Below are 22093 nucleotides of genomic sequence, written 5' to 3'. Positions count from 1 at the left end.
TTATTCCCCGAAGCGTACGCGTGGATCGACCAGGGCAACACAGATATCCGAGAGGATATTGCCCAGCAGCATCAACACCGAGGTAATGGCCAATATGCCCATCACGGTCGGATAGTCGCGCTCGACGATCGCCTCATAACCGAGCAGGCCGATGCCGTCGATGTTGAAGATGGTCTCGATGAGGAAGGAGCCGCCGAAGAAGACGGTCAGCACGCTGCCAAAGTGGCTGGCAATGGGGATCAGGCTGTTACGCATGGCATGACGGGTGACCGCCTTGCGAAACGGCAACCCCTTGGCCACGGCGGTGCGCACGTAGTCGGCCGAGAGGTTCTCCATCAGGCTGTTCTTCATGGTCATGGTGAGCACGGCAAAGTCACCGATCGCATAGGCGATGAGAGGTAGCAAGGCATGGGTAAACACGGTCGTCACCTTGTCCCAGTTACTCTCCAGATATTCGTAGTCATCGCCGGGGAAGCCACCCATGGGTAGCCATTCGAGATGGAACGCGAAGACGGTGATGAGGAAGATCCCCACCACATAAGCGGGCAGCGCATAGGCGGTATAGATAAACATCGAGCTCGCCGAGTCGAAGCGGCTGTTATGACGCAGCGCCTTGGCGATACCGAGCGGTATCGAGACCAGATAACTCAAGAGAAAGGTGGCGACCCCGAAGAAGGCGGTCACGGGTAACCTGTCCTTGATGAGATCCCACACCGGCTCGTAATAGCGGGTGGACTCCCCCAGATCCAGCTTCACCAGCTTCTGCAGCCACTCCCAGTAAGCCACCAGCATCGGCTTGTCGAGCCCATAGAAGGCCTTGAGCTCTTCGATCTGTTCATCGGAAAGCGCTTGGGCTCCCTTGCTGGCGGTGGAGCGATGCCCCTCCCCCTGCGCGACCTGAGCCTGCAACAGCATGCGCTCTACCGGACCACCGGGAACGAAACGGGTAATGGTGAAGACGAGCAGGGTGATGCCCAGAAACGTAGGGATGATAAGCAGTGCCCGACGTAGAAAGTACGACAGCATGGCGTCTTGCGACCTCGTCCTTGTTGTTTTAATAAGTGATCAGTCAATTCCAATGACCAATCTATCCTTCCTGGCATTACTATTCGGGCCATCTGGCGAAACACAGATGCCCCGCAGGGCCACTGTAAGAACTTTGCAATAAAAATCAAGCATCATGAGTACATTCGAGTCGCCAACGAATGTTTCTTCACCGCCGGTGCAATTTGAAACAAAATGCTGACGCAACCCCATGAAACCACCGCCAGAAAAACGATTTCCATCACAGGGACGCACTTGCCACCCTGCAACAAAAAGACCTTAAGTCAGTGTTTTTAAAAGAAAAGTAAAATACACCTAACACTTTTCAGAGAACCGAGCTAGTGAGGCGAAAAATTTTATAAAGGCAAGATAAAAACCTACAAAAACAATACATCAAACCAAACAAAAACAAAAAATCAGAATTTTTTAACCAACGACCCATTAAAGACAAATAAGTTCCCCACGAGTAGGATCTTTGCAGACATTCGCCCAAACAGAGGAATTTCGCCTCTTTTAACCGCATCAAATCCAGATAATTACCTGTATATCAACAACCACGCAAAACAACACACCAGGAACATCTCGTTATCCTTTTTGTTACAGCCTGATTGACGCGCCAGCGGCAAACTTGGTAAGCGTAATAGCGACCACCCAAGGGTGGACCGGAAGCAAACAAGACAAACAATCAGGAAGGAAAAAGCGATGCTAAGGAAAAGCAGACTCTCTGCTGCGGTCGCGTTCGCCCTTGCGAGCGCCGCAGTAGTAGCCCCCCCTGTCTCTGCCGCCGACGAGGGGCAGAACGTCGAGAAACTCCAGAAGATCAAGGTGACCGGTTCCCGTATTTCTACCACCCAGGTAGAAGGCCCCTCTCCTGTGACCATGATCAGCGCCAAAGATATCGAGGCTCGCGGTTTCAACAGCGCAGCAGATATTCTCGGTTCTCTGTCACAAAACAGTGGCGTCATGAACCAGACCAACTCCTTCTCTTTCACGCCGGCAGCGCAGTCAGTGAACCTGCGTGGTCTGGGTGCAGGGAAGACGCTGGTGCTCGTCGATGGTCGTCGCCTGCCCCAGTACCCGCTGGCACAAGATGGCTCCAGTAACTTCACCGACATCGGTCAAATTCCGGTTGCCGCCATCGAGCGTGTCGAGATCCTCACCGATGCCGGCTCGGCCATCTACGGCTCCGACGCCATCGGCGGTGTCGTCAACTTCATCCTGAAGAAAGATTTCGACGGCGCAGCAGTCAAAGCCAAATTCGGCGACACCACCGAAGGAGGCTACCAGCACGGCCGCGTAGACATCGTCGCTGGTTCCCAATGGGAGCGCGCTCGCACCATGGTCGTTGGCCAGTTCTCCGGCAACGAAATCCTCAAAAACAAAGACCGCGACTGGGCCGGTTCGGACAAGTCCGACCGCTCTGACTTTAGCAGCTTCTCCAGCTACGGGGTCAACTTCCAGAAGCCCAGCGGCGCCCTGGTTGATACCGTTGCCGATTGCGCCGGGCTGATCGGTGAAAACGCCGTTAAGCTGGCCAATGGCAAGTGTGGCTATAACCGCGCCGGCGATCGCACCCTCAAGCCCGAAGACAAGCAATATGATCTGATGGGCCGCGGTGAGTACGACATCACCGATAACGTCACCGCCATGGCGGAGCTGCGTTGGGGAACCAAAGAGACCAACTCTGAGTTTGAACCCAACCCGCTCGAGGTGAAGGTGACCGCCGCCGATGCCGGCAATCCCTATGGCCAAGATGGCTCCTTCGTCCGCCGCCTCGTCGAGTTCGGGCCGCGCCAGAGCAATACCACCTCTGATGCCACCGCCTTCACGACCGGGCTGACCGGCACCCTGGCCGACAAGTATGACTGGGAAGCCTACGCAGGCTACGCCACTCAGGATGTCACTACTGACAACCCTGCTGTGCTGAAAACCCTGGAAGATGCCGTTCGTCAAGGCGATGTGGACCTCTTCAAGCGTATCGACCCCGCCACGGTCGCCAAATACACAGGGCAATCCAACAAGGATGCTTCCACCAAGCTGTGGTCATTCAACAGCGCCTTGAGCGGCGATCTGATCGAACTGCCGGCCGGTACCTCGGGCTTCGCCCTGGCCGCCGAATGGACCAACACCGACTACCGTGAAACCACTGACGAGATCACCAAGGCTAACGGCTTCTCCGGCCTGGGTGGCACCGATGGCGGTGGCAAACGCGACCAGGTCGGTCTCGGCGGTGAGCTGCTGATCCCGGTCATCACCGATGTCGAGATGACCCTGGCGGGTCGCTACGACCGCTACTTTGACGACTCGGAAACCGGTGGCGCCTTCACGCCCAAGGTCGCCCTGACCTATCGTCCCACCGATACCCTGCTGCTGCGCGGTAGCTGGGGACAAGGGTTCAAGGCCCCCGACATGAAGCGCCTGTTTGGCGGCAACACCAAGGCCTTTGGTTCCAGCTCTGACCTGCAGTACTGCCTGGCACAGGGCGGATCCGGTCTGGGTGACAAGTCCACTCCGGACATCGCTGAGGCATGTGGCACCCAGTACTACGACGTGGTGACTGGCCCCAACAAGGCCCTCAAAGAGGAGCGTAGTAACAACTACAACCTGGGCCTGGCCTGGGAGCCGGTTGAGCGTCTCGGCTTTACCGTCGACTACTACTACATCGATCTCGAAGACATCGTGAATGACCCGGATCGTCAGAAGGTCATCAACAACCCGTCCCAATACCCGGGCGCAGTGGTTGAGCGCGATGCCAACGGCAAGCTGGTGAAGGTGAGCTACGGTCCGGTCAACATGGCCTCCGAGAAGATCTCCGGCCTCGACTTCAAGGTGAAGTACAGCTACGAGACCGACACCATGGGTACCTTCCGTACCTCTCTGGCGCTGACCCGCGAGCTCAAGCGTGAGCGTGTCGTACAGGCCGGTGAAGCCGCCGTGGACGATCTGCCGTTCACGCCCAAGTACAAGGGTAACTGGGAGCTTGGCTGGGGTTATGGTGACCTGACCACCACCCTGTTTGCCAACTACCGTGACCGTATGTGCTCATCCTTTGCCAACAACTACTACTTCACTGATTGTGAAGACGCCAAGGCTCAAGGGTATGACCCGGAAATCGCCAGCTTCACCACCTGGAACCTCACCATGGGGTATCAGATCAACGAGGCTGCAAGCGTGACCCTGGGTGCCGTCAACCTGTTTGACAAGACGCCGCCGGCTGACCGCATCAGCGATACCGCTCCCTACTTTGCCAACGATTATGACAATCCGATCGGTCGTACTGTCTTCGTCGAAGGTAACTACAAATTCTGATAGGCCAACCCGCCTGACAGAACCAAGGCCGGCCCCATCGGGCCGGCCTTACCCCAGGTCCAAGGAAGTGATGGAGATAGGGTAATCCTATGAAAACAAGGACTATTACAATGAAAAAAGCGCTCCTCGGCAGCCTGATTTCGGCCGCCCTGTTGACCAGCTTTGCATCGAGTGCCGCCCCGGCCAACCAGGCCGTCGACACTCAAGCCGCCACCAATCAGGCCGCCAAGGCCTCTCAGCAAAAGATCGATAACTACGCCGAAGCGACCGACACCGCTCTGGCGCAATACAAGGCCGCCCTGCGCCAACTCGATAGCCTCAAGGCTTACAACGAGCAGGTTGCCAAGATGGTCGAGTCCCAGCAGGGAGAGCTCGTCTCCATGCAAAAGCAGATCGAGCAGATCGATCAGACCAGCACCGAAGTGGTGCCCCTGATGCTCAAGATGATCGACTCCCTGGAGCAGTTCGTCGCCCTGGATCTGCCGTTCCAGAAGGTGGAGCGTGAAGACCGCGTCGCCGCGCTGACCGATCTGATGAACCGGGCCGACGTCACCATCTCCGAGAAGTACCGCAAGATCCTGGAAGCCTACCAGATCGAAGAGGGCTTCAGCCGCACCATCGAGGCCTACAAGGCCAGCCTGGAGAAAGATGGCAGCGAGAAGACCTATGAGTTCCTGCGCGTCGGCCGCATCGCCCTGCTCTATCAGTCCCCGGATGGACAAGAGACCGGCATGTGGAACAAGAAGACCCGCCAGTGGGAGCCCCTGCCCGATGAGTATCGCAGTGCCGTAGAGCAGGGCCTGCGTATCGCCAAGAAGCAGGCGCCTCCCGCCCTCATCAAGCTGCCGGTCCAGACTGCGGAGAAAGCGTAATGAAAGGAATCAAACATGCCGTCGCCGCGCTGATCGCCGGCGCCACCCTCTTTGCGATGCCGACTACGGCGGCTGAAAAACCGGTGGATCTCAACGCTCTGCTCAGCCAGATCAAGAGCGACAGCGCCGCCGAGAGCAAGCTCAACGCCGAGCGTGAGGCCCGCTTCCTGGCCGACAAGAACCAGCAAGCCTCGCTGCTGGCCAAGGCCCAGGCCGATCTCAACGCCGAAATCGCGCGCGGTGAACAGCTCAAGACCAGCTTCGATGCCAACGACAAGCAGCTGACCGAACTCACCGATACCCTGCGCCAGCGCGCCGGGAACATGGGTGAGATGTTCGGGGTACTGCGTCAGTTCGCCGGCGAGTTCAAGGGGATCTTCAACGCCTCGGCCCTGCGTCTGCAGCATCCGGATCAGACCCAACTGCTGACCAAATTGGCCGAGAGCAAGGAGCTTCCCTCCTCTGACGAGCTCTCCCTGTTCTGGACCACCATCCTCAGTCGCATGGTCGATGCCGGCAAGGTGACCCAGTTCCCGGCCACCATCGTCTATGGCGAGGGCAACCAGGCCGAGCAATCCGTCACCCAGATCGGCGAGTTCAACACCGTGGCCGAGGGCAAATACCTCACCTTCGTGCCCGAGACCGGCAAGTTTGAACAACTCGCCCGCCAGCCCGACAGCGCCGTGCTCAAGCCGGTTGCCGACTTCGAGCAGGCGGATGGCAGCGTCAAGCCGCTCTTTATCGATCCCTCCCGCGGCGTGATCCTCTCCCTGCTGGTGCAATCCCCCACCTTCAAGGAGCGCGTCGATCAGGGTGGCCCCGTCGGCTACGTGATCCTGGCGCTGGGCGCCCTGGGTGTGCTGCTTGCCCTCTTCATCGGTGCCCGCCTCTCCCTCATCGGCAGTGCCATGCGCAAGCAGCTCAAGTCTGACAGCGTCATTAAGGGCAATGCCATCGGCGAGATGCTGGAGGCCTACCATGGCCACCGTGGTGACAACATCGAGGATCTCGAGTCCAAGCTCGACGAGATCATCCTCAAGAACGTGCCCAAGCTCGAGAAAGGGATCAGCATCATCAAGCTCATCGCCTCGGTCGCCCCGCTGCTGGGTCTGCTGGGTACCGTCGTGGGGATGATCGCCACCTTCCAGGCCATCACCCTGTTCGGTACCGGCGATCCCAAGCTGATGGCCGGCGGCATCTCCGAAGCCCTGGTCACCACCATGCAGGGTCTGGTCGTTGCCGTGCCCATGCTGTTCCTCTACACCCTGGTTAACACCCAGAGCCGTCGCCTGATCCAGGTGCTGGAAGAGCAGAGCGCCGGTTTCGTGGCCCGTTATCAGGAGCGCCTGCACGCCAAGGCAGCCTAAGGAGTCATCCATGTGGTTCTGGTTGATTGAAGAAGTGGAGTCCGTCCGCCGGTTCCTGGGGCTGGGTGGCGACGTATTGGTCGCCATCTTCTTCCTGACCCTGCTGATGTGGGCCCTGCTGCTGGAACGCTGGTTCTATTTCATCACCGTCTACCCGAAACAGGTGAGAGAGACCAAACAGTCATGGCTCGGGCGCACCGATCACCTCTCCTGGTCTGCCAAGCAGATCCGGCGTGAGATGGTCTCGCATGTTGCCATGGCGGTGGACAAGGGGATGCCGATCATCAAGGTGTTGATCGCCCTCTGTCCCCTGATGGGGCTGCTCGGCACAGTGGTCGGCATGGTTCAGGTGTTCGATACCCTGGCCGTGACCGGCACCGGCTCACCGCGAGCCATGGCCTCAGGCATCTCCAAGGCGACCATCCCGACCATGGCCGGCATGATCGCCTCTCTCTCGGGTCTGTTCTTTGTGAACCAGCTCGATCACAAGGCCAAACTGGCCGTCGACAAGCTGGAAGACAACCTGAAACACGGTTAACGCAGGAAGCAATGGCCGGGGCAGGGCCCCGGCCATGAGCAAGGAGTTTTGCGATGAGAAAACGCTATAGCGATAGCGGCGCCGACGAGGCCGCCATCGATCTCACCCCCATGCTGGACATCGTCTTCATCATGCTCATCTTCTTTATCGTCACCACCTCCTTCGTCAAGGAAGCCGGTGTCGAGATCAACCGCCCCAGCGCCAACACGGCCGAGACGGTGAAGAAGGGCAACATCATGGTCGCCGTGCGTGAGAACGGCCAGGTCTGGGTCGACAAGCGTCAGGTCGAAGTGGGTGCCGTGCGCGCCAACATCGAACGTCTGCGCGCCGAAAACCCCGAGAGCGCCGTGGTCATCCAGGCCGATACCGAATCCCGTTCCGGTATCGTGGTCGAGGTCATGGATCAGATCCGCATGGCCGGCGTGCAGAACATCTCCATCGCCGCCAACAAGGAAGGCTGATGCCAGGAGGCGACAATGAGATATCTGATATCCCTCCTGGTCTCGTTTGTGGTGGTGTTTGGCCTGTTCTGGGGAATGAACAGGCTGGTAAACCAGCACAGGGGTGAGCTGATCGAGAAGGAAGACCCGAGCATGGTCGACTTTATCCGCATCAAACCCCAGGAGACCCTGCAGGAGAAACAACGCGAGCTGCCCAAGCCTCCCCCTCCCAAGCGTCCGCCGCCCCCTCCCGAGCTGGAAGTGGCGAGCACGGATCGCCCCAAGATGGAGAGCGCGCCCATGGACATGCCCAATCTCGATCTACCGGTCAACATTGGTGGTGGTAACGCCCTCGGCGCCTACAGCACCGGCACAGGTGGTGGTGGCCTCGGCGGCAATAACGGTGCCATTCCGCTGGCAACGTTCGAGCCCATGATGCCACGCAAGGCCGCCCTGGCGGGTCTGGCGTCGGGCAAGGTGGTGCTCGAGTTCACCGTTACCGAGCGCGGCACGGTCAACGACATTCGCGTCGTGCGCGAAGATCCCCGCAGCTATGACCTTGGCAAGGAAGCCAAGAAAACCGTAGCCAAGTGGACCTTCAAGCCGGCCATGGTGGACGGCAAACCCCAGGCCAGCCGGATGCAACAAGAGATCGAGTTTGCGGTCAACTAAGGAGTGGCGATGAAAGGATGGAAACAATGGGGCCTGGCCCCGGTCGCCCTGGCGGTGCTTATCAGCACCGCCCCCTTGGCGGCAGAGCAGCCGGCCCTGTCGGATCGTGCCTACCGGGCGGTCAACAAGGCCCAGGAGCTGATCACCGAGAAGCGATACGGCGAGGCCAACGCCAAGCTGCAAGAGGCCCTCTCGGGAGCGAGCGAGCGCGTCTACGACAAGGGCGTCATCTTGCAGACCCTGGGTTTCGTGGCGGCTCAGCAGGAGAAGTACAGCCAGGCGACCAAGTATTTCGCCGATGCGATCGCCACCGGCGGCCTGCCGGGCCCGGTCGCCCAGCAGGTGCGCTACAACCTGGCGCAGCTCTATATGGCGGAAGGTAACTACCAGGCCTCGGTGAAGACCATGAAGGAGTGGTTTGCCAATCTGGGCAAGGATGAGAAGCCAACTCCCCATGCCTATATCACCCTGGCCAACGCCCTGGTCCAGCTCAAGCAGTACAAGGAGGCCATCCCGGCCGCCGAGCAGGCGATCCGCCTCTCCGGCGCCAAGGCCCCCGAGTCCTGGTACCTGCTGAAGATGGGGGCTCACTACGAGCTCAAGCAGTACAAGCAGGCCACCGATGTGCTCACCGCCTTGGTTGGCATGTTCCCGGAGAAGAAGAAGTACTGGATGCAGCTGTCGGCCATGAACCAGCAGGCCGGCAACGACGGCAAGGCGCTGGCGGCGCTGGAGAGTGCCTATCGACTCGGCATGCTCACCGAGTCGGCCGAACTGCTGCGCCTGTGCAACTACCTCGCCTTCAACGGCATTCCCCATCGCGCCGCCCGCGTGATGGAGAAAGCCATCAAGGCGGGTCAGGTGGAAGAGACGCCCGCCAACCTCAAGACGCTGGCCAACTTCTGGCATCAGGCCAAGGAGATCAATCCCGCCATCGACACGCTCCTGGCCTCCTACCGCAAGGCGCCGAGCGGCGATCTGCAGCTCAAGATGGCGCGCATGATGGTGCAGGCCAAACGCTACGGGGATCTGGTGGCGCTGGCAGGCAAGCCGGCTGCCGGTGCCAATGGGGAGCAGCGTGCCGAGCTGCGCTTCCTCTCCGGCGTCGCCCTGTTTGAGCAGGACAAGCCCAAGGAAGCCCTGGCTGCCTTCTCCCAAGCAGCCCAGAACGGTGCCATGAGTGGCCGAGCCACCCCCTGGATCGCCTTCCTCAAGGAACAAAACGGCGAGCTGCAGGAAACCGCAGCCCAATAACCACTACAGAGAGGCCCGCGCCAGCGGGCCCACCCTTTGCCTTGGTGGCAATTGGCCGCTCCCCGGAGCGGTCTTTTTTATGGAACATCATCAAATGACAAACTGGATGTTTAGACGTCCAGACGTAGAAACATTCATTGACATGGCCATCCAGACATCTTAGCATCATCCACTACTCAGGCAGGGTATGGCCACCATTCCTCTGCCCAACTTTTCAGCGACCAGTCCTCTGTACTGCGGCGCTCTCGACACGGATGATGGCATGATTAAATTGATCGGTCTGAGCAAGGTCTATGGTCACGGCGACAATGCCGTGCATGCCCTGCGCGAGGTAAGTCTGGAGGTGCCACAGGGCAAGATTGTCGGCGTCATCGGCGCCTCGGGGGCCGGCAAGAGCACCCTGATCCGTTGCGTCAACCTGCTCGAACGCCCCACCACGGGTCAGGTCGTGGTTGACGGCACCGATCTCACCGCGCTGCCCGAAGGGGAGTTGACCCTGGCCCGCCGCCAGATCGGCATGATCTTCCAACATTTCAACCTGCTCTCGTCACGCACCGTCGCCGGCAACGTCGCCTTCCCGCTGGAGCTGGCGGGGTGGGACAAGGGGCGCATCGCCGCCCGGGTGACCGAGCTGCTGGCCCTGGTGGGACTGGAGCACCGCGCCCAGGCCTATCCGGCCGAGCTCTCCGGCGGGCAGAAGCAACGGGTGGCCATCGCCCGGGCCCTGGCCCCTTCCCCCAAGGTACTGCTGTGTGACGAAGCCACCTCGGCCCTCGATCCCCAGACGACCCAGTCGATCCTGACACTGCTCAAGGAGATCAACAGCAAGCTGGGGCTGACCATACTGCTCATCACCCACGAGATGGAGGTGGTCAAGCGCATCTGTGACGAGGTCGCCATCATCAGCGACGGCAAGCTGATCGAGCGCGGTGAGGTGGCCTGGTTCTTTACCCATGCCAAGACGGCGCTGGCCCAAGAGTTCATTCGCTCCACCATTCATGTGGCCATCCCCGAGGAGTACCAGGTGCGTCTGGTGCCCAAACGCATCGAGGGGAGCTACCCCCTGGTCAAGCTCGGCTTCACCGGCAACACGGTCGATGCCCCCCTCATTTCGGAGGTGAGCCGCCGCTTTGGCATCGACATCAGCATCCTCTCCGCCAACATAGAGTACGCAGGCGGGGTCAAGTTTGGCTTCCTGCTCGCCGAACTGTTTGGAGATGCCGGGCAGTGCGAGTCGGCTCAGGCCTTCTTCATCGAACATCACATTCAACTGGAGGTGCTGGGTTATGTCCGAAGCCATGGTTAATCTGCTCATCGCCGCCCTGGGCGACACCCTCATCATGGTGCTGGCCTCGGCCCTCTTCAGCTGCCTGCTGGGGCTGCCACTCGGCGTCGCCCTGCATGTCACCAAGCGCGACCAGATCCTGGAAAACCCGGCCCTCAACTGGGCCCTGGGACTGGTGGTCAACATAGGACGTTCGGTGCCTTTCATCATCTTGCTGGTGGCCATCATCCCGTTCACCCGCTTCGTGGTCGGCACCAGCATAGGCACGGCCGCGGCGGTGGTCCCGCTCACTATCGGCGCCATCCCCTTCTTCGCCCGTCTGGTAGAGGGCGCCTTGATGGAGATCCCGGACGGCCTGGTGGAAGCCGCCCGTGCCATGGGAGCCAAGCCGCTGCAGATCATCGCCAAGGTGCTGCTGCCCGAGGCCCTGCCCGGCGTCATCAACAGCGTCACCATTACCCTGGTGGCCCTGGTCAACTACTCGGCCATGGCCGGCGCCATCGGCGGTGGCGGCCTCGGCGATGTGGGTATTCGCTACGGCTACCAGCGCTTCGATCCGGTGGTCATGCTCACGACCGTGGTCATTCTGGTGGTGCTGGTACAACTCATTCAGAGCCTGGGAGATCGCCTGGTCAAACGGGTCGATCACCGCTGATTCAATGATTCTTTACAGGAGGTAAAACATGAAACTGGTTATCAAATCTGTCGCGGCCGCCCTGCTGGCCGGCCTGGTTCTGGCCGGCTGCGGTCAGAAGGAAGAGAACAAGGTACTGAAGGTCGGCGCCATCGCCGGTGCCGAGTCCGAGCTGGTCGAGACGGCCGCCAAGGTGGCCAAGGAGAAGTACGGCCTGCAGGTCGAGGTAGTCACCTTCTCCGACTATGTCACCCCGAACGTGGCCCTGAACGATGGCAGCATCGATCTCAACGCCTTCCAGCACAAACCCTACCTGGATGCTCAGGTCAAGGATCGCGGCTTCAAGCTGGTGCCGGTCGGCAACACCTTCGTCTACCCCATCGCCGGCTACTCCAAGAAACTGAAGTCGCTGGATGAGCTCAAGGACGGGGCCCAGATCGCCGTGCCGAACGACCCCACCAACCTGGGTCGCTCCCTGATCCTGCTGGCCAAACAGGGTCTGCTGACCCTCAAGGACAACGCTAACCTGAACGCCACCGTGCTCGACATCGTCGCCAACCCGAAGAACCTGAAGATCGTCGAGCTGGAGGCCGCCCAGCTGCCGCGCTCCCTGGAGGACGTGGATCTGGCCATCATCAACACCACCTTCGCCAGTCAGATCGATCTGACCCCGAGCCGTGACGGCCTGTTTGTCGAGGATAAGGAGTCTCCCTACGTCAACCTGATCGTGGCTCGCGAGGCCAACAAGGACGAGCAGAAGGTCAAGGAGTTCGTGCAATCCTTCCAGACCGAAGAGGTCTACAAGAAGGGTGACGAGCTGTTCAAGGGTGGGCTGGTCAAAGGCTGGTAATTCGCCAAACGCCCCGTCAAGGCCACGTTTAACGTGGCCTTTTTGCTTCCAGTCGCTATCATATCGGCAGGAATAGCCGCAATGTTTTCACTCTTATGCATCAATGGTATCTGGCCTACTGCAAAGCCAAGGAAGAGGGGCGCGCCGAGGCCAATCTGAAAATGCAGGGCATCGAGTCTTACTACCCCATGGTCGAGGTAGAGAAGCTCAGGCGCGGCAAGCGGGTCAAGGTACGCGAACCCATGTTTCCCGCCTATCTCTTCATCTATGCGGATCTCGATGTGGTGACGCCCATGAGCATCAAGTCAACCCGAGGTATCGCACGCATCATCCGCTTTGGTGAGGAGTGGACCCCCATCCCCAAGCAGCTGGTCTATAGCCTGATGAGCCAGGATGACAGCGACGAGGCTCGGGCCAGGTATGCCGAGCTGCCCAGCCCGGGAGACAAGGTACTGATCGAATCAGGCCCCTTCCAGGGGATAGAGGCCATCTATCAAGAGCCGGACGGCGATCAACGGGCCATACTGCTCATTCATCTGCTCAACAACGAAACCCCTGCCAGCATCGCCAACCAGGAGTTTCGCCTGCTCTAGGTTCACTCCAGCGTAAAGCGCCCCAACATATCCCGCAGCCGGCCGGTGTTTTCGCCGAGCCGGTGCACCACTCGGTCTCCCTCTTCACTGCGCTCACCCGCCTGCTGGCAGAGACGAACCATGTCGGCCAGCCGCTCGGCAACCGACGTCGCCACATCCGATTGCTGGTGGGTCGCCGTGTCGACCTCGGCCAGCCCCAGAGCCAGGGCGCGCACCCGCTCGGCCGTCTTGGTGAGCAGCAGGCTGGCCTGTTGCACCGCCTCTTCTCCCCCTGCCACCAACTCGGTCCCTCGAGCCACCGTCTCGGCCGTGGTGCGGGTCTGCTCCTGGATCTGCTGGACGCTGACGGCGATTTCCCGGGTCGATCCCTGGGTACGCTGGGCCAGCTGGCGCACCTCGTCGGCCACCACGGCAAAGCCCCGTCCCTGATCGCCGGCCCGCGCCGCCTCGATGGCGGCGTTGAGGGCAAGCAGGTTGGTCTGCTCGGCGATAGAGGCGATGACCCCCGTCACCTGGCCTATCTGTTCACTCTGGCCCCGCAGCGCCCCCATGGCGCCGTTAGCTTCCTCGATCATGGCCGAGACGGCCTCCATGGCCCGGGTCATCAACCCCAGGCTCTGAACCACTTCGCTCAACCCGCTTTCGGTCGCCCTCGCCTCACGGGCCGTCTGCTCCACCGTGCCGGCGATACCGCGCGCCGCCCCCGAGATCTCGCTCATGGCCAGCGCCACCTGCTCGGACTGGGCCATCAACGCATCCAACAGCTGACGCAAGGAGGTAGAGAGGGAGGCCACGTCGCCCCCGGCCTCATCGACCCGCACCACCAACCCTTGCAGACCCGAGACCAACTCTCGCAGCTGCCCCGTCATACGGTTGACGGCGGCGGTCAACAGTCCCAGCTCGTCCCTGTGGCGACTATCGAGGGGGGCGAGAGGGAGATTCCCCTCTGCCACCGACTCGGCCCGGCGCACCAGAGGATCGATCCCCAACCCCACCCTGCGCGCCAACCAGACGGCGATGCTCATTCCCAGCAGCAGAGTGCCCAGCGTCACCATCAACAGCAGCAGTGAGATGGTGGCGCCTGTCCTGGTCAGGGCCTCGGATATCTCGCGCACCGCGCCCTCGGCCTGGAGGACGCGCTGCTGCGCCTCACCCACCAGTTGCTGCTGCCTTGGCTCGACCTGACTCGCCATCAGGTGGTTGGCCCGGTTCCAGTCCGGCGACTGGCGCAGAGTGATGACCTGCTCGACCAGCTCGTCGAAGGGCGTCATCATCTCGTTAAAGAGAGGCCAGAGATCCCGTTGGGTAGCGCTCATCTCCTCTTTGCGGGCATTGAGCTCGGCCACCCGTTGCCGGTGGAAGGCCTGATAGTCACGAAACTTGTTCAGGTAGTCGGGTGAGCCGGTGATCAGGAAGTCGCGCAGGGCGGAGAGGGCATTGGATAGGCTGTTATAGGCATCACCCACCAATTTCAGAAACTGGCGGCGGTCGCCGGGCAGGGAGCCGACCGGTGCCGCTACCTCCTCGTTGGCGAGGGATTGCAACTGATCGAGCGCCGCCTCGGCCAAGGGACCGGCCTCTTGCAGCATCAGAGTATGGGCCGGCAGGTTCTCATCGCTGTGGGCCAGTTGCCACACCAGCTCCTGCAGGGGGCGCATGTCTCCCGTGTTGGCACCAATCTGTTCGAGGGCCTGCCAGGCCTGTTGCCACTCCTGCTGCAGCCGTTGCGCCTGCTCTGGCTGGGCGCCGAGGATAAGATATCCGCGCAGCGAGGAGACCGTCGCCACCAGCGCCTTCTGGCTCGCCTCACCCCGTTGCAGTGCAGGGAGCGCCTCATCGAGCAGACGCTGCTGCGCCTCCTGCATCTGGCGTTGCTCCCCGTAGATAAGCAGCGAGCCTGCCAGCACCATCAGATTGATAACACCAAATCCAGCCAGTAGTTGATGCACAATTTTCATGAACGTCCCTGTTCCTTATGGCGCACCCTGCGCCCTATTTACCGCTCAGAAGGAGAATGCTCCTTTGCCCCCCTGCAGTGTCACTCTGAGCATGGGGTGAGCGGAGAAAAAACCTTGGTATTGATCGCATCCCGGTTTGCTCCATTACCCCGGGTCTCTGTGTCTGCGATGCCCTGCACCACCGGTATAGGGATAGGGTAGTCCTCCCTTGGACTGACCTCCCATGCCCGCTGCGTGATGCGACGTCAAGCAGGTCATGATACGGCGGCCATCTTAAGCCCTCCGCTGCTAACCCTGCTGCATGCATTGCGGTCCGGTTATCTTGCGTGGCCGACAATGATGGTATTTTCTCCAATTTGGAGAATAAAAAACAATAACACCGGTTAGCAACGAATCAGCCTGAATCTTTTTGGAAAATAAAATGGGGAGGGGTCTCCCCCTCCCCTTGCACGGTATCCGGGGGCAAGCCCCCCCGGATTACCGTATTCGGTTCCCAAGACGTAAGCCGGTTTGATACTCCCGCTCCGAAATCAGGCTCATACCGATCTCGGCCTCATTGCCTTCCAGCCCGATGTCACGCAACAGGGCCGGGGAGAGATAAGGCATCGCCAAACGGCGTTCAATACGGGCAATTCGACGCTGCACCAGGTTTTCCATACCACGCAGCAGAACCAATTCGATAGACATAAAAAAACTCCGTCAGAGCCCATTGGCACTCCCGGAGAGAGGAACATCACCCTGCGGAAGTGCCGCGGGTGATGAATGAAAGAAGGGTTAATCCCTGCTCATCCCACGCGGGAGACGTGCGATCGCATCCGCGCCGCAATGGCGCAGGGAGGTCGCTTGTTGGTTCATGAAATTGATCATGATCGTCTCCTCACAGATGAAAGATTGAACAGGTTGCAGCAGTCTAAAAAAACGGCGCTCCCGTGGCAATCACGCCCCCCCATTTGGGGAGTCAGAAGCCACAGAGCAGTCGATACTCCTGCTGGATATAGGTATCGGTCATGCCGCTGACGTAATCGAGCAGCAGGCGCGCCCGGTAATACCACTCCTGATGAAGCGGATCCGCAAAGCGGGGATCCACGCGCTCGATGGCCCCTTGATAGGCCCGAATATGGCGGGCCGAGAGGCGGTGAACCAGGCGGCGCAAGACGAAGAGTCCATGACTCTCCCCCGCCAGCAGTCCCTGAAAACGGGCGGCCGGCAGCGCCAGTAACTCCCCATAGGTATCCAGCACGGTGCGAAGGGCGGCATACCCTTCCAGCTCCAGCGCCTCGACCTCCGGACGCAGGAAGACCTCTTCACGGGCCACACGCCGCAACAGATCCAGCGCCCGGGCTGGCGCACTCTGGCCATGGAGCAGCGGCCTGGGATAGCGCCCACTCAGGATTGCCTCATGCTCCATCAGGTAGGTCCTGGCCGCCAGCGTCACCAACTCGGCGGTGAGCAGCTCGCGAAATGGAGCAAAGAAGCGGGGGTCCTGCTCCCTCGCCAGGTCGATAAGCTGCCCAAGCCAGGGCTCGTCCGTGCTATCGCGCAATGCCTGCTGCAGGGCGTCGCGAGAGAGAATGCGCCTGTCCACCGCATCTTCCAGATCGGCGATGCAATAGGAGATGTCATCGGCCGCCTCCATGATATAGGCGAGGGGATGACGGGCACCGGGCGCAAGCCCGAGCGAGTGCCACAACTGGGCAATCAGGGGGCGTTCACTGGCATAGACGCCACACTTGGCCTGCCACCCCTCCCCCTTTCCCTCTCCTGGGTACTTGCACAGGGCCGCCAACTGCCCCTGGGTGAGATCCAGCTCGTGCAGTGAGTGCACCAGCCGCAGGCTCTGGGCATTACCGTCGAAGTGGCAGAGATCGTCCCGAAATGGGTGCCACTGTTGCACGGGTGCGTGCCCCAGTGCGGCGGTGTAGTAACGATCGTGATGGCTCTGCATCCACTGTCCCATCACCTGCTCACCGAAGTGACCGAAGGGGGGGTTACCCACGTCGTGCAGCAGGGAGGCCATCTCAACCAGGTTGATGAAGACCAGGGGGGGGATGTCGAGGTCGGGCAAGGCGGCGAGGATCTGCCGCGCTATCTGGCGCCCCGTCTCCTGCACTTCGAGGGAGTGAGTGAGTCGGCTGCGTACCGATGCCTTCACATCCAGGGGGAATACCTGGGTCTTCTGTTGCAGGCGGCGTACCGGCGCCGCCTGAACGATGCGGGCCCGATCCCGCTCCGTCGCCTCCAGCAACCCCTCGTCGACTTGCTGGCGGCAGCGCAGTGCCGGGATCAGACGTGCATACATGAGGCCTATCCTCAACTCTCTAGCCAACGCCGAAGCGCCTTGAGATCCGCCGGGTAGTCCCGGCGCATCGCCTCGATCCAGTCCTCAACATTCTCCCACCAAGCGGGCAGATCGGGGCTCTGGATCTGCTGCGCCACCCCTTGAATGCGTCGCAGCCCGATGGAGCCCGCCGCCCCCTTGATCTTGTGCGCCTCCTCGACAATGCCCTTCTGATCCCGGGCCGTCATGTTGGAGTCGAGCACCGCCATGTAATCGGGCATCATCTTCTCGAAGAGATCCACGCTGGAGCGCATCAGAGGCTTGCCGACGGTCCCCGCATAGTCTTCGAGGAAGGCAAGATCCAGCACGCCACTCCCCCCGCTCTGTTGTGGGGCCTCCTCATCCATGCCGCCAAACAGCCGACCCAGCACATTGTGTACCGCGGCCGAGCCGATGGGTTTACGCAGCACATCGACCATGCCTGCATCGAGATAGGTCTGGCGATCGGTCACCAGATTGGCGGTCAGCGCCACCATGGGTGGCAATACCTCACCGTAACGCTCGTGCAGGACGCGGGCGATATCGAAACCTGTCATGTCAGGCAACTGGATATCGAGCAGGATCAGATCGAAATCATCGGGGTTGGCCTTGGCCAGGGCCTCCTCGCCGTTGCGAGCCACCTCGACCCTGTGGCCAAACTTCTGCAGCAGGGCGCTCGCCACCGTGATGTTAAGCTCCACATCCTCCACCAAGAGTATGTCCAGAGAGGGGATGTCTCCGCTTTCCAGCGCAGGCTCCTCGGCCAGGGCCACCTCGAGCTCGACGGTGAAGCAGGCGCCCTCGCCGGCGTCGCTGTCGACCGTGAGGCTGCCGCCCATGGCCTCGACCAACTGGCGCGAGACCGCCAGGCCGATCCCGGTACCGATTGCATACTTCTGCTCACCGGGCACCTGATAGTACATGGCGAAGATCTTCTCCTGCTCGGCCGGGGCGATACCGATGCCGGTGTCCTCCACCTCGAAGTGGATCGCCAGCCGCTGCGCGCCATCACCCGGATGAACCAGGCAGCGCACCGTCACCCCTCCCTCGTCGGTAAACTTGACCGCATTACCGACCAGATTCCACAGGATCTGGCGCAACCGGGTACCATCGGCCATGACAAAGCGCGGCACGTCACCGTCTCTATCGAAGTGCAGATAGAGCCCCTTCTGCTCCGCCTGGATGCGTGACAGGGTCTCGAGCTCGTCGAGAAAAGCGGGCAGCTCCAGGCGCGCCGGGGCGATTTCGAGACGGCGGCGATCCAGTTTGTCGAGATCGATGATGTCGTTGAAGATGTTGCCTAGGGTCACGGCGCTCAGATGGATGGTCTTGAGCTGCTGATGACGGGTTTCATCGAGCGGCGTGTCGAGCAGGATGCGGCTTAGGCCCACGATCCCGTTCAGCGGGGTGCGCAGCTCGTGGCTGATGGTCGAGATAAAGGTGGTCTTGTCGCGGCTCGCCTTCTCCAGCTTGTCTTGATACTGCTTGCGCTCTGTGATGTCGCGGCCAAAACCGAGCAGGCCGAGGCGCTTGCCGAAGCGATCGTAGAAGGGCACCTTGCGCAGCTCGAAGTAGGCCTTGCGCCCGTCCGGATACTCCAGCCACTGCTCATAGGTCAGCGGCTGATCGTCGGTGAAGACCTTGCGATCCGTCTCCACGATGCGGGCGGCGATCTCGGCCTTGTAGACGTCAAAGGGGGTCAGGCCGATAAGCTCAGATTCACTGCGACCGGTCAGCTCCTCCATGGCGCGGTTGCAACCGGAAAACTGTTCCTGCTCGTTGCGGTAATAGACCAGATCCGGCGAGCAGTCGATGAAGGAGCGCAGCAGGGCGGTGCGCTCCTCCAGATGAAGCTGGGCCTTCTCGCGCTGGAACACCTCGTTTTCGAGATCCTCGATGGCCTGCTGACGCGCCTTCTCCAGCTGCTGGGTCTGAGCTATCTGGGCATTGAGACGGGTGACGTTCTCCTGCAACTGGCGGTTGAGCTCGAGATCGCGCTCGCGCATCTCCTGCAACTTGGTGACCATGCGAGTCAGACGCTGGCGCGAGTCCTCCAGCTGATCGACGACGATGGAGAGGAAGTAGACGGCCCAGGGCGTCACCAGCAGGCCGAAGAAGATCGACCTCACCAGGTCTACCATGTCGACCGCATTGCGCAAAAACAGGGTGACCCCCATCTGGATCGACACCGCCAGCACTATGATGCCGGTCGCCAGCAGCATGCTGAACCTCACCAACCCGAGCTTGGTCATCAGGTCGACGTAATACTGGGCCCACGACTTGATCTGCTTCATCCATCCGATTCCTTGTCACATTTGTACGCCAGCATACCAGTGCGGCGGCTCGGACTCACCTCCCCCACCCCGCGCCACGGGGTGCCATCACACTATTTAATGTTTACTTTTCAACCCACAGCGCACAAGGTAGGCGATTCATGCGCCGCCGATCAGCCAGGGTTCAGCGTCGCGGCCTATCATCGCGAGCCACGCGCACGCACATCCCGTATGGAGAGAACAATCATGAAGCATGCCTTAGTTGCACTGGCCGCCCTCAGCTCCCAGATGGTTCTGGCCGACGCGCTGACCATACCGGCCGAATCCGGCGTCTCCGGCTTCGTCATGGGGGGCGTCACCGCTCAGCAATACGAGTCCAACTTCTTCAAGGGAGAGAAGGGCGACTCGCGCGTCGACTCCCTGACCCAGAGCCCGGATCAGCACGGCTCGCTCAAGGCACTTGTTGGCGCCGACTTGCGCTACACCTTCGCCGATACCCGCACCCAGCTGTTCCTCGGTAACCTGATCCAGGATGCGGTGCGCTACGACATGACCCAGCAGCTCGGGGTGCGCCAACAGTTTGGTGACCTGGGTATTGTCTCCCTCGGCTACGTCTTCTCCGCCCTGCCGGCCGAGACCTGGGCCGACCCTTACTACCTCGGCGGCGAGAGACAGGATACCGACGCCAGCACCCGTGGCACGCGCCTGGCCTGGGACGACATCGGCAGCAGCCATATCAACGCCGCCTATACCTGGCGCCGCAGCAAGGTCGACGAGGAGCGATCCGGCCAGCAGCTGGTGAGCCAGGGCCGCCTGACCCAGTCCGAGGCCAACATGCTCGATCGCAACGGCAATCTGCACCGCCTCGAGCTCGCTTATAACTGGGATCTCGACGCCCACCAAGCCCTGCTGCCGGCCCTCATCTACGAGCGCGCCGCTCTGGACGGCCAGGCCGAGCGCAGCGACACCACCCGGTTGCAGCTCACCTACAGCCAGCGCAACAGCCAGTGGTCAGTCATCGGCAACGCCTACGGTGGCTGGCGCAACTACGACGAGGCCAACCCCATCTACGGTCGCAAGGCCGACGCTAACGAATGGGGCTTGAACGGCACCTTCTTCTGGCACCGTCTGTTCGGCGTCGACAAGCTGAGCTCCTTCGTGAGCGCTGCCTGGAACGGCTCCGACTCCGACATCGACTTCTATGACTCTGACATGCTCTCGCTGAGCACCGGGCTGATGTACAGCCTGTAAGCTGTCATTGCTTATGCCCCAAACAAGCAGGCTCCCCATGGGGAGCCTGCTTGCATTCAGAGCAGATCCTTGAGGCGATACCAGAGCATGCCGAGCGCCAGCAGAGGTGAGCGCAGGTGGCGCCCGCCGGGAAAGCGCAGATGTGGCACGGCGGCAAAGAGATCGAGACCACGGCTGTGACCGTGGATAGCCTCGGCCACCAGCTTGGCCGCCAGGTGCGTGGCATTGAGACCGTGCCCGGAATAGGCCTGGGCATAGTAGACGTTGGGGTGATCCGGCAGACGGCCAATCTGGGGTAAGCGGTTGGCGCCTATGCCGATCATGCCGCCCCAGGCAAACTCGATAGGGGTGTCCGCCAGCTCGGGGAAGACCCGTGCCAGCTTGGGCTGCATGAAGGCGCGGATATCCTTGGGGTCTCTTCCCGAATAGTTGCAGGCGCCGCCAAACAGCAGGCGACCGTCTGCCGAGAGGCGGTAGTAGTCGAGCGCCACGTTCTGGTCACACACCGCCATATTCTGGGGCAACAAGCGTTCACGCAGACGTTTGGGCAGCATCTCGGTGGCGAGGATGTAGGAGCCGGCCGGCAACACCCTGGCCCCCAGCTCCCGCTCCAGATCGTTGAGATAGGCATTGCAGCCTAGCACCAGGGTATCTGCCTCGACACGACCGTGACGCGTGGTGACCGTCACCTTGTGCCCGTAGTCGATACGGGTCACCAGGGAGTGCTCGAACAGACGAGCCCCGAGGGCAGCCGCGGCACGCGCCTCGCCGAGTGCCAGATTGAGGGGATGCAGATGACCCGAGCCCATATCGACCAGACCGCCGATGTAGCGATCCGATCCGACGATATCGCGGATCCCCTCGCGTGGCACCTGACGCAACTCGAAGGGGTAGTCGAGCGCCTCCAGGTGGCGCTGGGTCTGTTCAAAATCCACCAGGTGACGCCACTTGGTCGCCAGATCGCAGTAGCCGAGCTGAAGATCGCAGTCGATGCCGAAACGCTCGATACGATCCTTAACCAGTTGCACCGCCTCAATCCCCATCCGGTCGAGCTCGCGAACCCCTTCCTCGCCGATGTAGCGCGTGAACTGCCTAGTATCGTGGCCAACCCCGCGAATGAGCTGACCACCGTTACGTCCTGAGGCTCCCCAGCCGATGCGCCGTCCCTCGAGCAGCACAACATCATAGCCGAGCTCGGCGAGGTTGATGGCGCAGTTGAGACCGGTGAAACCGCCACCGACGATGCAGACGTCGGCCCTCAGCTCGCCTTCCAGCTCGGGCCAGGTGGTGTCGTCATTACGGGTAGCGGCATAGTAAGAGTGGGTGTGTTCCAGAGATCCCGGGATCATCATCAGCATCCTGCCAGTGAGTGAGTGTTTACCAAACTAAACGAATTTCCCCCCTATGCCCACACCCCCGGGTGTGACGTTTATCAA

General features: G+C 60.9%; 18 protein-coding genes. 12 read left to right on the top strand and 6 right to left on the bottom strand.

What is annotated here, in order from left to right:
* Complete coding sequence (locus BN1121_RS01290) at positions 1-1026, bottom strand: ABC transporter permease subunit (RefSeq protein WP_005346248.1); 1026 nt, start codon at positions 1024-1026, stop codon at positions 1-3.
* 720 nt (positions 1027-1746) lie between these two features.
* On the opposite strand from BN1121_RS01290, the gene BN1121_RS01285 reads away from it, so the two are divergent.
* From BN1121_RS01285 to rfaH, 11 genes are all read left to right on the top strand, one after another.
* On the top strand, positions 1747-4353 hold the full coding sequence (locus tag BN1121_RS01285) for a TonB-dependent receptor (protein ID WP_005346251.1): 2607 nt from the start codon (positions 1747-1749) through the stop codon (positions 4351-4353).
* A gap of 110 nt (positions 4354-4463) precedes the next feature.
* Positions 4464-5225, top strand: coding sequence for a DUF3450 domain-containing protein (locus BN1121_RS01280; protein ID WP_005346254.1), 762 nt, complete (start codon positions 4464-4466; stop codon positions 5223-5225).
* On the top strand, positions 5225-6592 hold the full coding sequence (locus BN1121_RS01275; RefSeq protein WP_005346255.1) for a MotA/TolQ/ExbB proton channel family protein: 1368 nt from the start codon (positions 5225-5227) through the stop codon (positions 6590-6592). Before BN1121_RS01280 ends, BN1121_RS01275 begins: the two co-directional genes overlap by 1 nt.
* Positions 6593-6602: 10 nt before the next feature.
* Positions 6603-7130, top strand: a complete 528-nt coding sequence (locus BN1121_RS01270) for a MotA/TolQ/ExbB proton channel family protein (RefSeq protein WP_005346258.1) — start codon at positions 6603-6605, stop codon at positions 7128-7130.
* 53 nt (positions 7131-7183) lie between these two features.
* The gene (locus BN1121_RS01265) at positions 7184-7591 is read left to right on the top strand and encodes an ExbD/TolR family protein (RefSeq protein WP_005346259.1); all 408 of its coding nucleotides are present in this window, start codon (positions 7184-7186) and stop codon (positions 7589-7591) included.
* A gap of 15 nt (positions 7592-7606) precedes the next feature.
* A complete protein-coding gene (locus BN1121_RS01260; protein WP_005346261.1) occupies positions 7607-8242 on the top strand; it encodes an energy transducer TonB in 636 nt (211 codons plus the stop codon).
* 9 nt (positions 8243-8251) lie between these two features.
* The gene (locus BN1121_RS01255) at positions 8252-9496 is read left to right on the top strand and encodes a tetratricopeptide repeat protein (RefSeq protein WP_005346263.1); all 1245 of its coding nucleotides are present in this window, start codon (positions 8252-8254) and stop codon (positions 9494-9496) included.
* Between the two features lie 262 nt (positions 9497-9758).
* Entirely contained in the window at positions 9759-10802 is a 1044-nt protein-coding gene (metN, locus tag BN1121_RS01250) for a methionine ABC transporter ATP-binding protein MetN (RefSeq protein WP_005346267.1), read from the top strand.
* On the top strand, positions 10783-11436 hold the full coding sequence (locus BN1121_RS01245; RefSeq protein ID WP_005346271.1) for a methionine ABC transporter permease: 654 nt from the start codon (positions 10783-10785) through the stop codon (positions 11434-11436). Before metN ends, BN1121_RS01245 begins: the two co-directional genes overlap by 20 nt.
* Positions 11437-11464: 28 nt before the next feature.
* Positions 11465-12265, top strand: coding sequence for a methionine ABC transporter substrate-binding lipoprotein MetQ (gene metQ / locus BN1121_RS01240; protein ID WP_005346274.1), 801 nt, complete (start codon positions 11465-11467; stop codon positions 12263-12265).
* A gap of 95 nt (positions 12266-12360) precedes the next feature.
* Positions 12361-12858: a transcription/translation regulatory transformer protein RfaH gene (gene rfaH / locus BN1121_RS01235; RefSeq protein WP_005346276.1), complete on the top strand. Its 498-nt coding sequence runs from the start codon at positions 12361-12363 to the stop codon at positions 12856-12858.
* A gap of 2 nt (positions 12859-12860) precedes the next feature.
* Here rfaH and BN1121_RS01230 read toward each other — a convergent pair whose 3' ends face one another.
* The 4 genes from BN1121_RS01230 to arcB form a co-directional block, all read right to left on the bottom strand.
* Positions 12861-14816 carry a methyl-accepting chemotaxis protein gene (locus BN1121_RS01230; protein ID WP_005346279.1) on the bottom strand — a complete coding sequence of 652 codons (1956 nt, stop codon included), beginning with the start codon at positions 14814-14816 and terminating at the stop codon, positions 12861-12863.
* Between the two features lie 477 nt (positions 14817-15293).
* On the bottom strand, positions 15294-15503 hold the full coding sequence (locus BN1121_RS01225; protein ID WP_005346283.1) for a hypothetical protein: 210 nt from the start codon (positions 15501-15503) through the stop codon (positions 15294-15296).
* A gap of 271 nt (positions 15504-15774) precedes the next feature.
* The gene (gene dgt / locus BN1121_RS01220) at positions 15775-17115 is read right to left on the bottom strand and encodes a dGTPase (protein WP_005346287.1); all 1341 of its coding nucleotides are present in this window, start codon (positions 17113-17115) and stop codon (positions 15775-15777) included.
* 11 nt (positions 17116-17126) lie between these two features.
* Positions 17127-19427 carry an aerobic respiration two-component sensor histidine kinase ArcB gene (gene arcB, locus BN1121_RS01215; protein WP_005346288.1) on the bottom strand — a complete coding sequence of 767 codons (2301 nt, stop codon included), beginning with the start codon at positions 19425-19427 and terminating at the stop codon, positions 17127-17129.
* A gap of 225 nt (positions 19428-19652) precedes the next feature.
* On the opposite strand from arcB, the gene BN1121_RS01210 reads away from it, so the two are divergent.
* On the top strand, positions 19653-20657 hold the full coding sequence (locus tag BN1121_RS01210) for a DUF2860 family protein (RefSeq protein ID WP_005346289.1): 1005 nt from the start codon (positions 19653-19655) through the stop codon (positions 20655-20657).
* A gap of 56 nt (positions 20658-20713) precedes the next feature.
* On the opposite strand, the gene BN1121_RS01205 is transcribed toward BN1121_RS01210, so the two are convergent.
* A complete protein-coding gene (locus tag BN1121_RS01205; RefSeq protein WP_005346290.1) occupies positions 20714-22006 on the bottom strand; it encodes an NAD(P)/FAD-dependent oxidoreductase in 1293 nt (430 codons plus the stop codon).
* Between the last annotated feature and the right edge of the window lie 87 nt (positions 22007-22093).

The sequence above is a fragment of the Aeromonas diversa CDC 2478-85 genome (genome assembly GCF_000819805.1).
Taxonomy (GTDB): Bacteria; Pseudomonadota; Gammaproteobacteria; order Enterobacterales; family Aeromonadaceae; genus Aeromonas; species Aeromonas diversa.
This window is presented reverse-complemented; position numbering and strand designations above follow the sequence as displayed.

Coding starts and splice junctions, on each gene's coding strand:
- BN1121_RS01290 (WP_005346248.1), bottom strand. CDS start 1,026: ATGCTGTCGTACTTTCTACGTCGGGCACTGCTTATCATCCCTACGTTT.
- BN1121_RS01285 (WP_005346251.1), top strand. CDS start 1,747: ATGCTAAGGAAAAGCAGACTCTCTGCTGCGGTCGCGTTCGCCCTTGCG.
- BN1121_RS01280 (WP_005346254.1), top strand. CDS start 4,464: ATGAAAAAAGCGCTCCTCGGCAGCCTGATTTCGGCCGCCCTGTTGACC.
- BN1121_RS01275 (WP_005346255.1), top strand. CDS start 5,225: ATGAAAGGAATCAAACATGCCGTCGCCGCGCTGATCGCCGGCGCCACC.
- BN1121_RS01270 (WP_005346258.1), top strand. CDS start 6,603: ATGTGGTTCTGGTTGATTGAAGAAGTGGAGTCCGTCCGCCGGTTCCTG.
- BN1121_RS01265 (WP_005346259.1), top strand. CDS start 7,184: ATGAGAAAACGCTATAGCGATAGCGGCGCCGACGAGGCCGCCATCGAT.
- BN1121_RS01260 (WP_005346261.1), top strand. CDS start 7,607: ATGAGATATCTGATATCCCTCCTGGTCTCGTTTGTGGTGGTGTTTGGC.
- BN1121_RS01255 (WP_005346263.1), top strand. CDS start 8,252: ATGAAAGGATGGAAACAATGGGGCCTGGCCCCGGTCGCCCTGGCGGTG.
- metN (WP_005346267.1), top strand. CDS start 9,759: ATGATTAAATTGATCGGTCTGAGCAAGGTCTATGGTCACGGCGACAAT.
- BN1121_RS01245 (WP_005346271.1), top strand. CDS start 10,783: ATGTCCGAAGCCATGGTTAATCTGCTCATCGCCGCCCTGGGCGACACC.
- metQ (WP_005346274.1), top strand. CDS start 11,465: ATGAAACTGGTTATCAAATCTGTCGCGGCCGCCCTGCTGGCCGGCCTG.
- rfaH (WP_005346276.1), top strand. CDS start 12,361: ATGCATCAATGGTATCTGGCCTACTGCAAAGCCAAGGAAGAGGGGCGC.
- BN1121_RS01230 (WP_005346279.1), bottom strand. CDS start 14,816: ATGAAAATTGTGCATCAACTACTGGCTGGATTTGGTGTTATCAATCTG.
- BN1121_RS01225 (WP_005346283.1), bottom strand. CDS start 15,503: ATGTCTATCGAATTGGTTCTGCTGCGTGGTATGGAAAACCTGGTGCAG.
- dgt (WP_005346287.1), bottom strand. CDS start 17,115: ATGTATGCACGTCTGATCCCGGCACTGCGCTGCCGCCAGCAAGTCGAC.
- arcB (WP_005346288.1), bottom strand. CDS start 19,427: ATGAAGCAGATCAAGTCGTGGGCCCAGTATTACGTCGACCTGATGACC.
- BN1121_RS01210 (WP_005346289.1), top strand. CDS start 19,653: ATGAAGCATGCCTTAGTTGCACTGGCCGCCCTCAGCTCCCAGATGGTT.
- BN1121_RS01205 (WP_005346290.1), bottom strand. CDS start 22,006: ATGATCCCGGGATCTCTGGAACACACCCACTCTTACTATGCCGCTACC.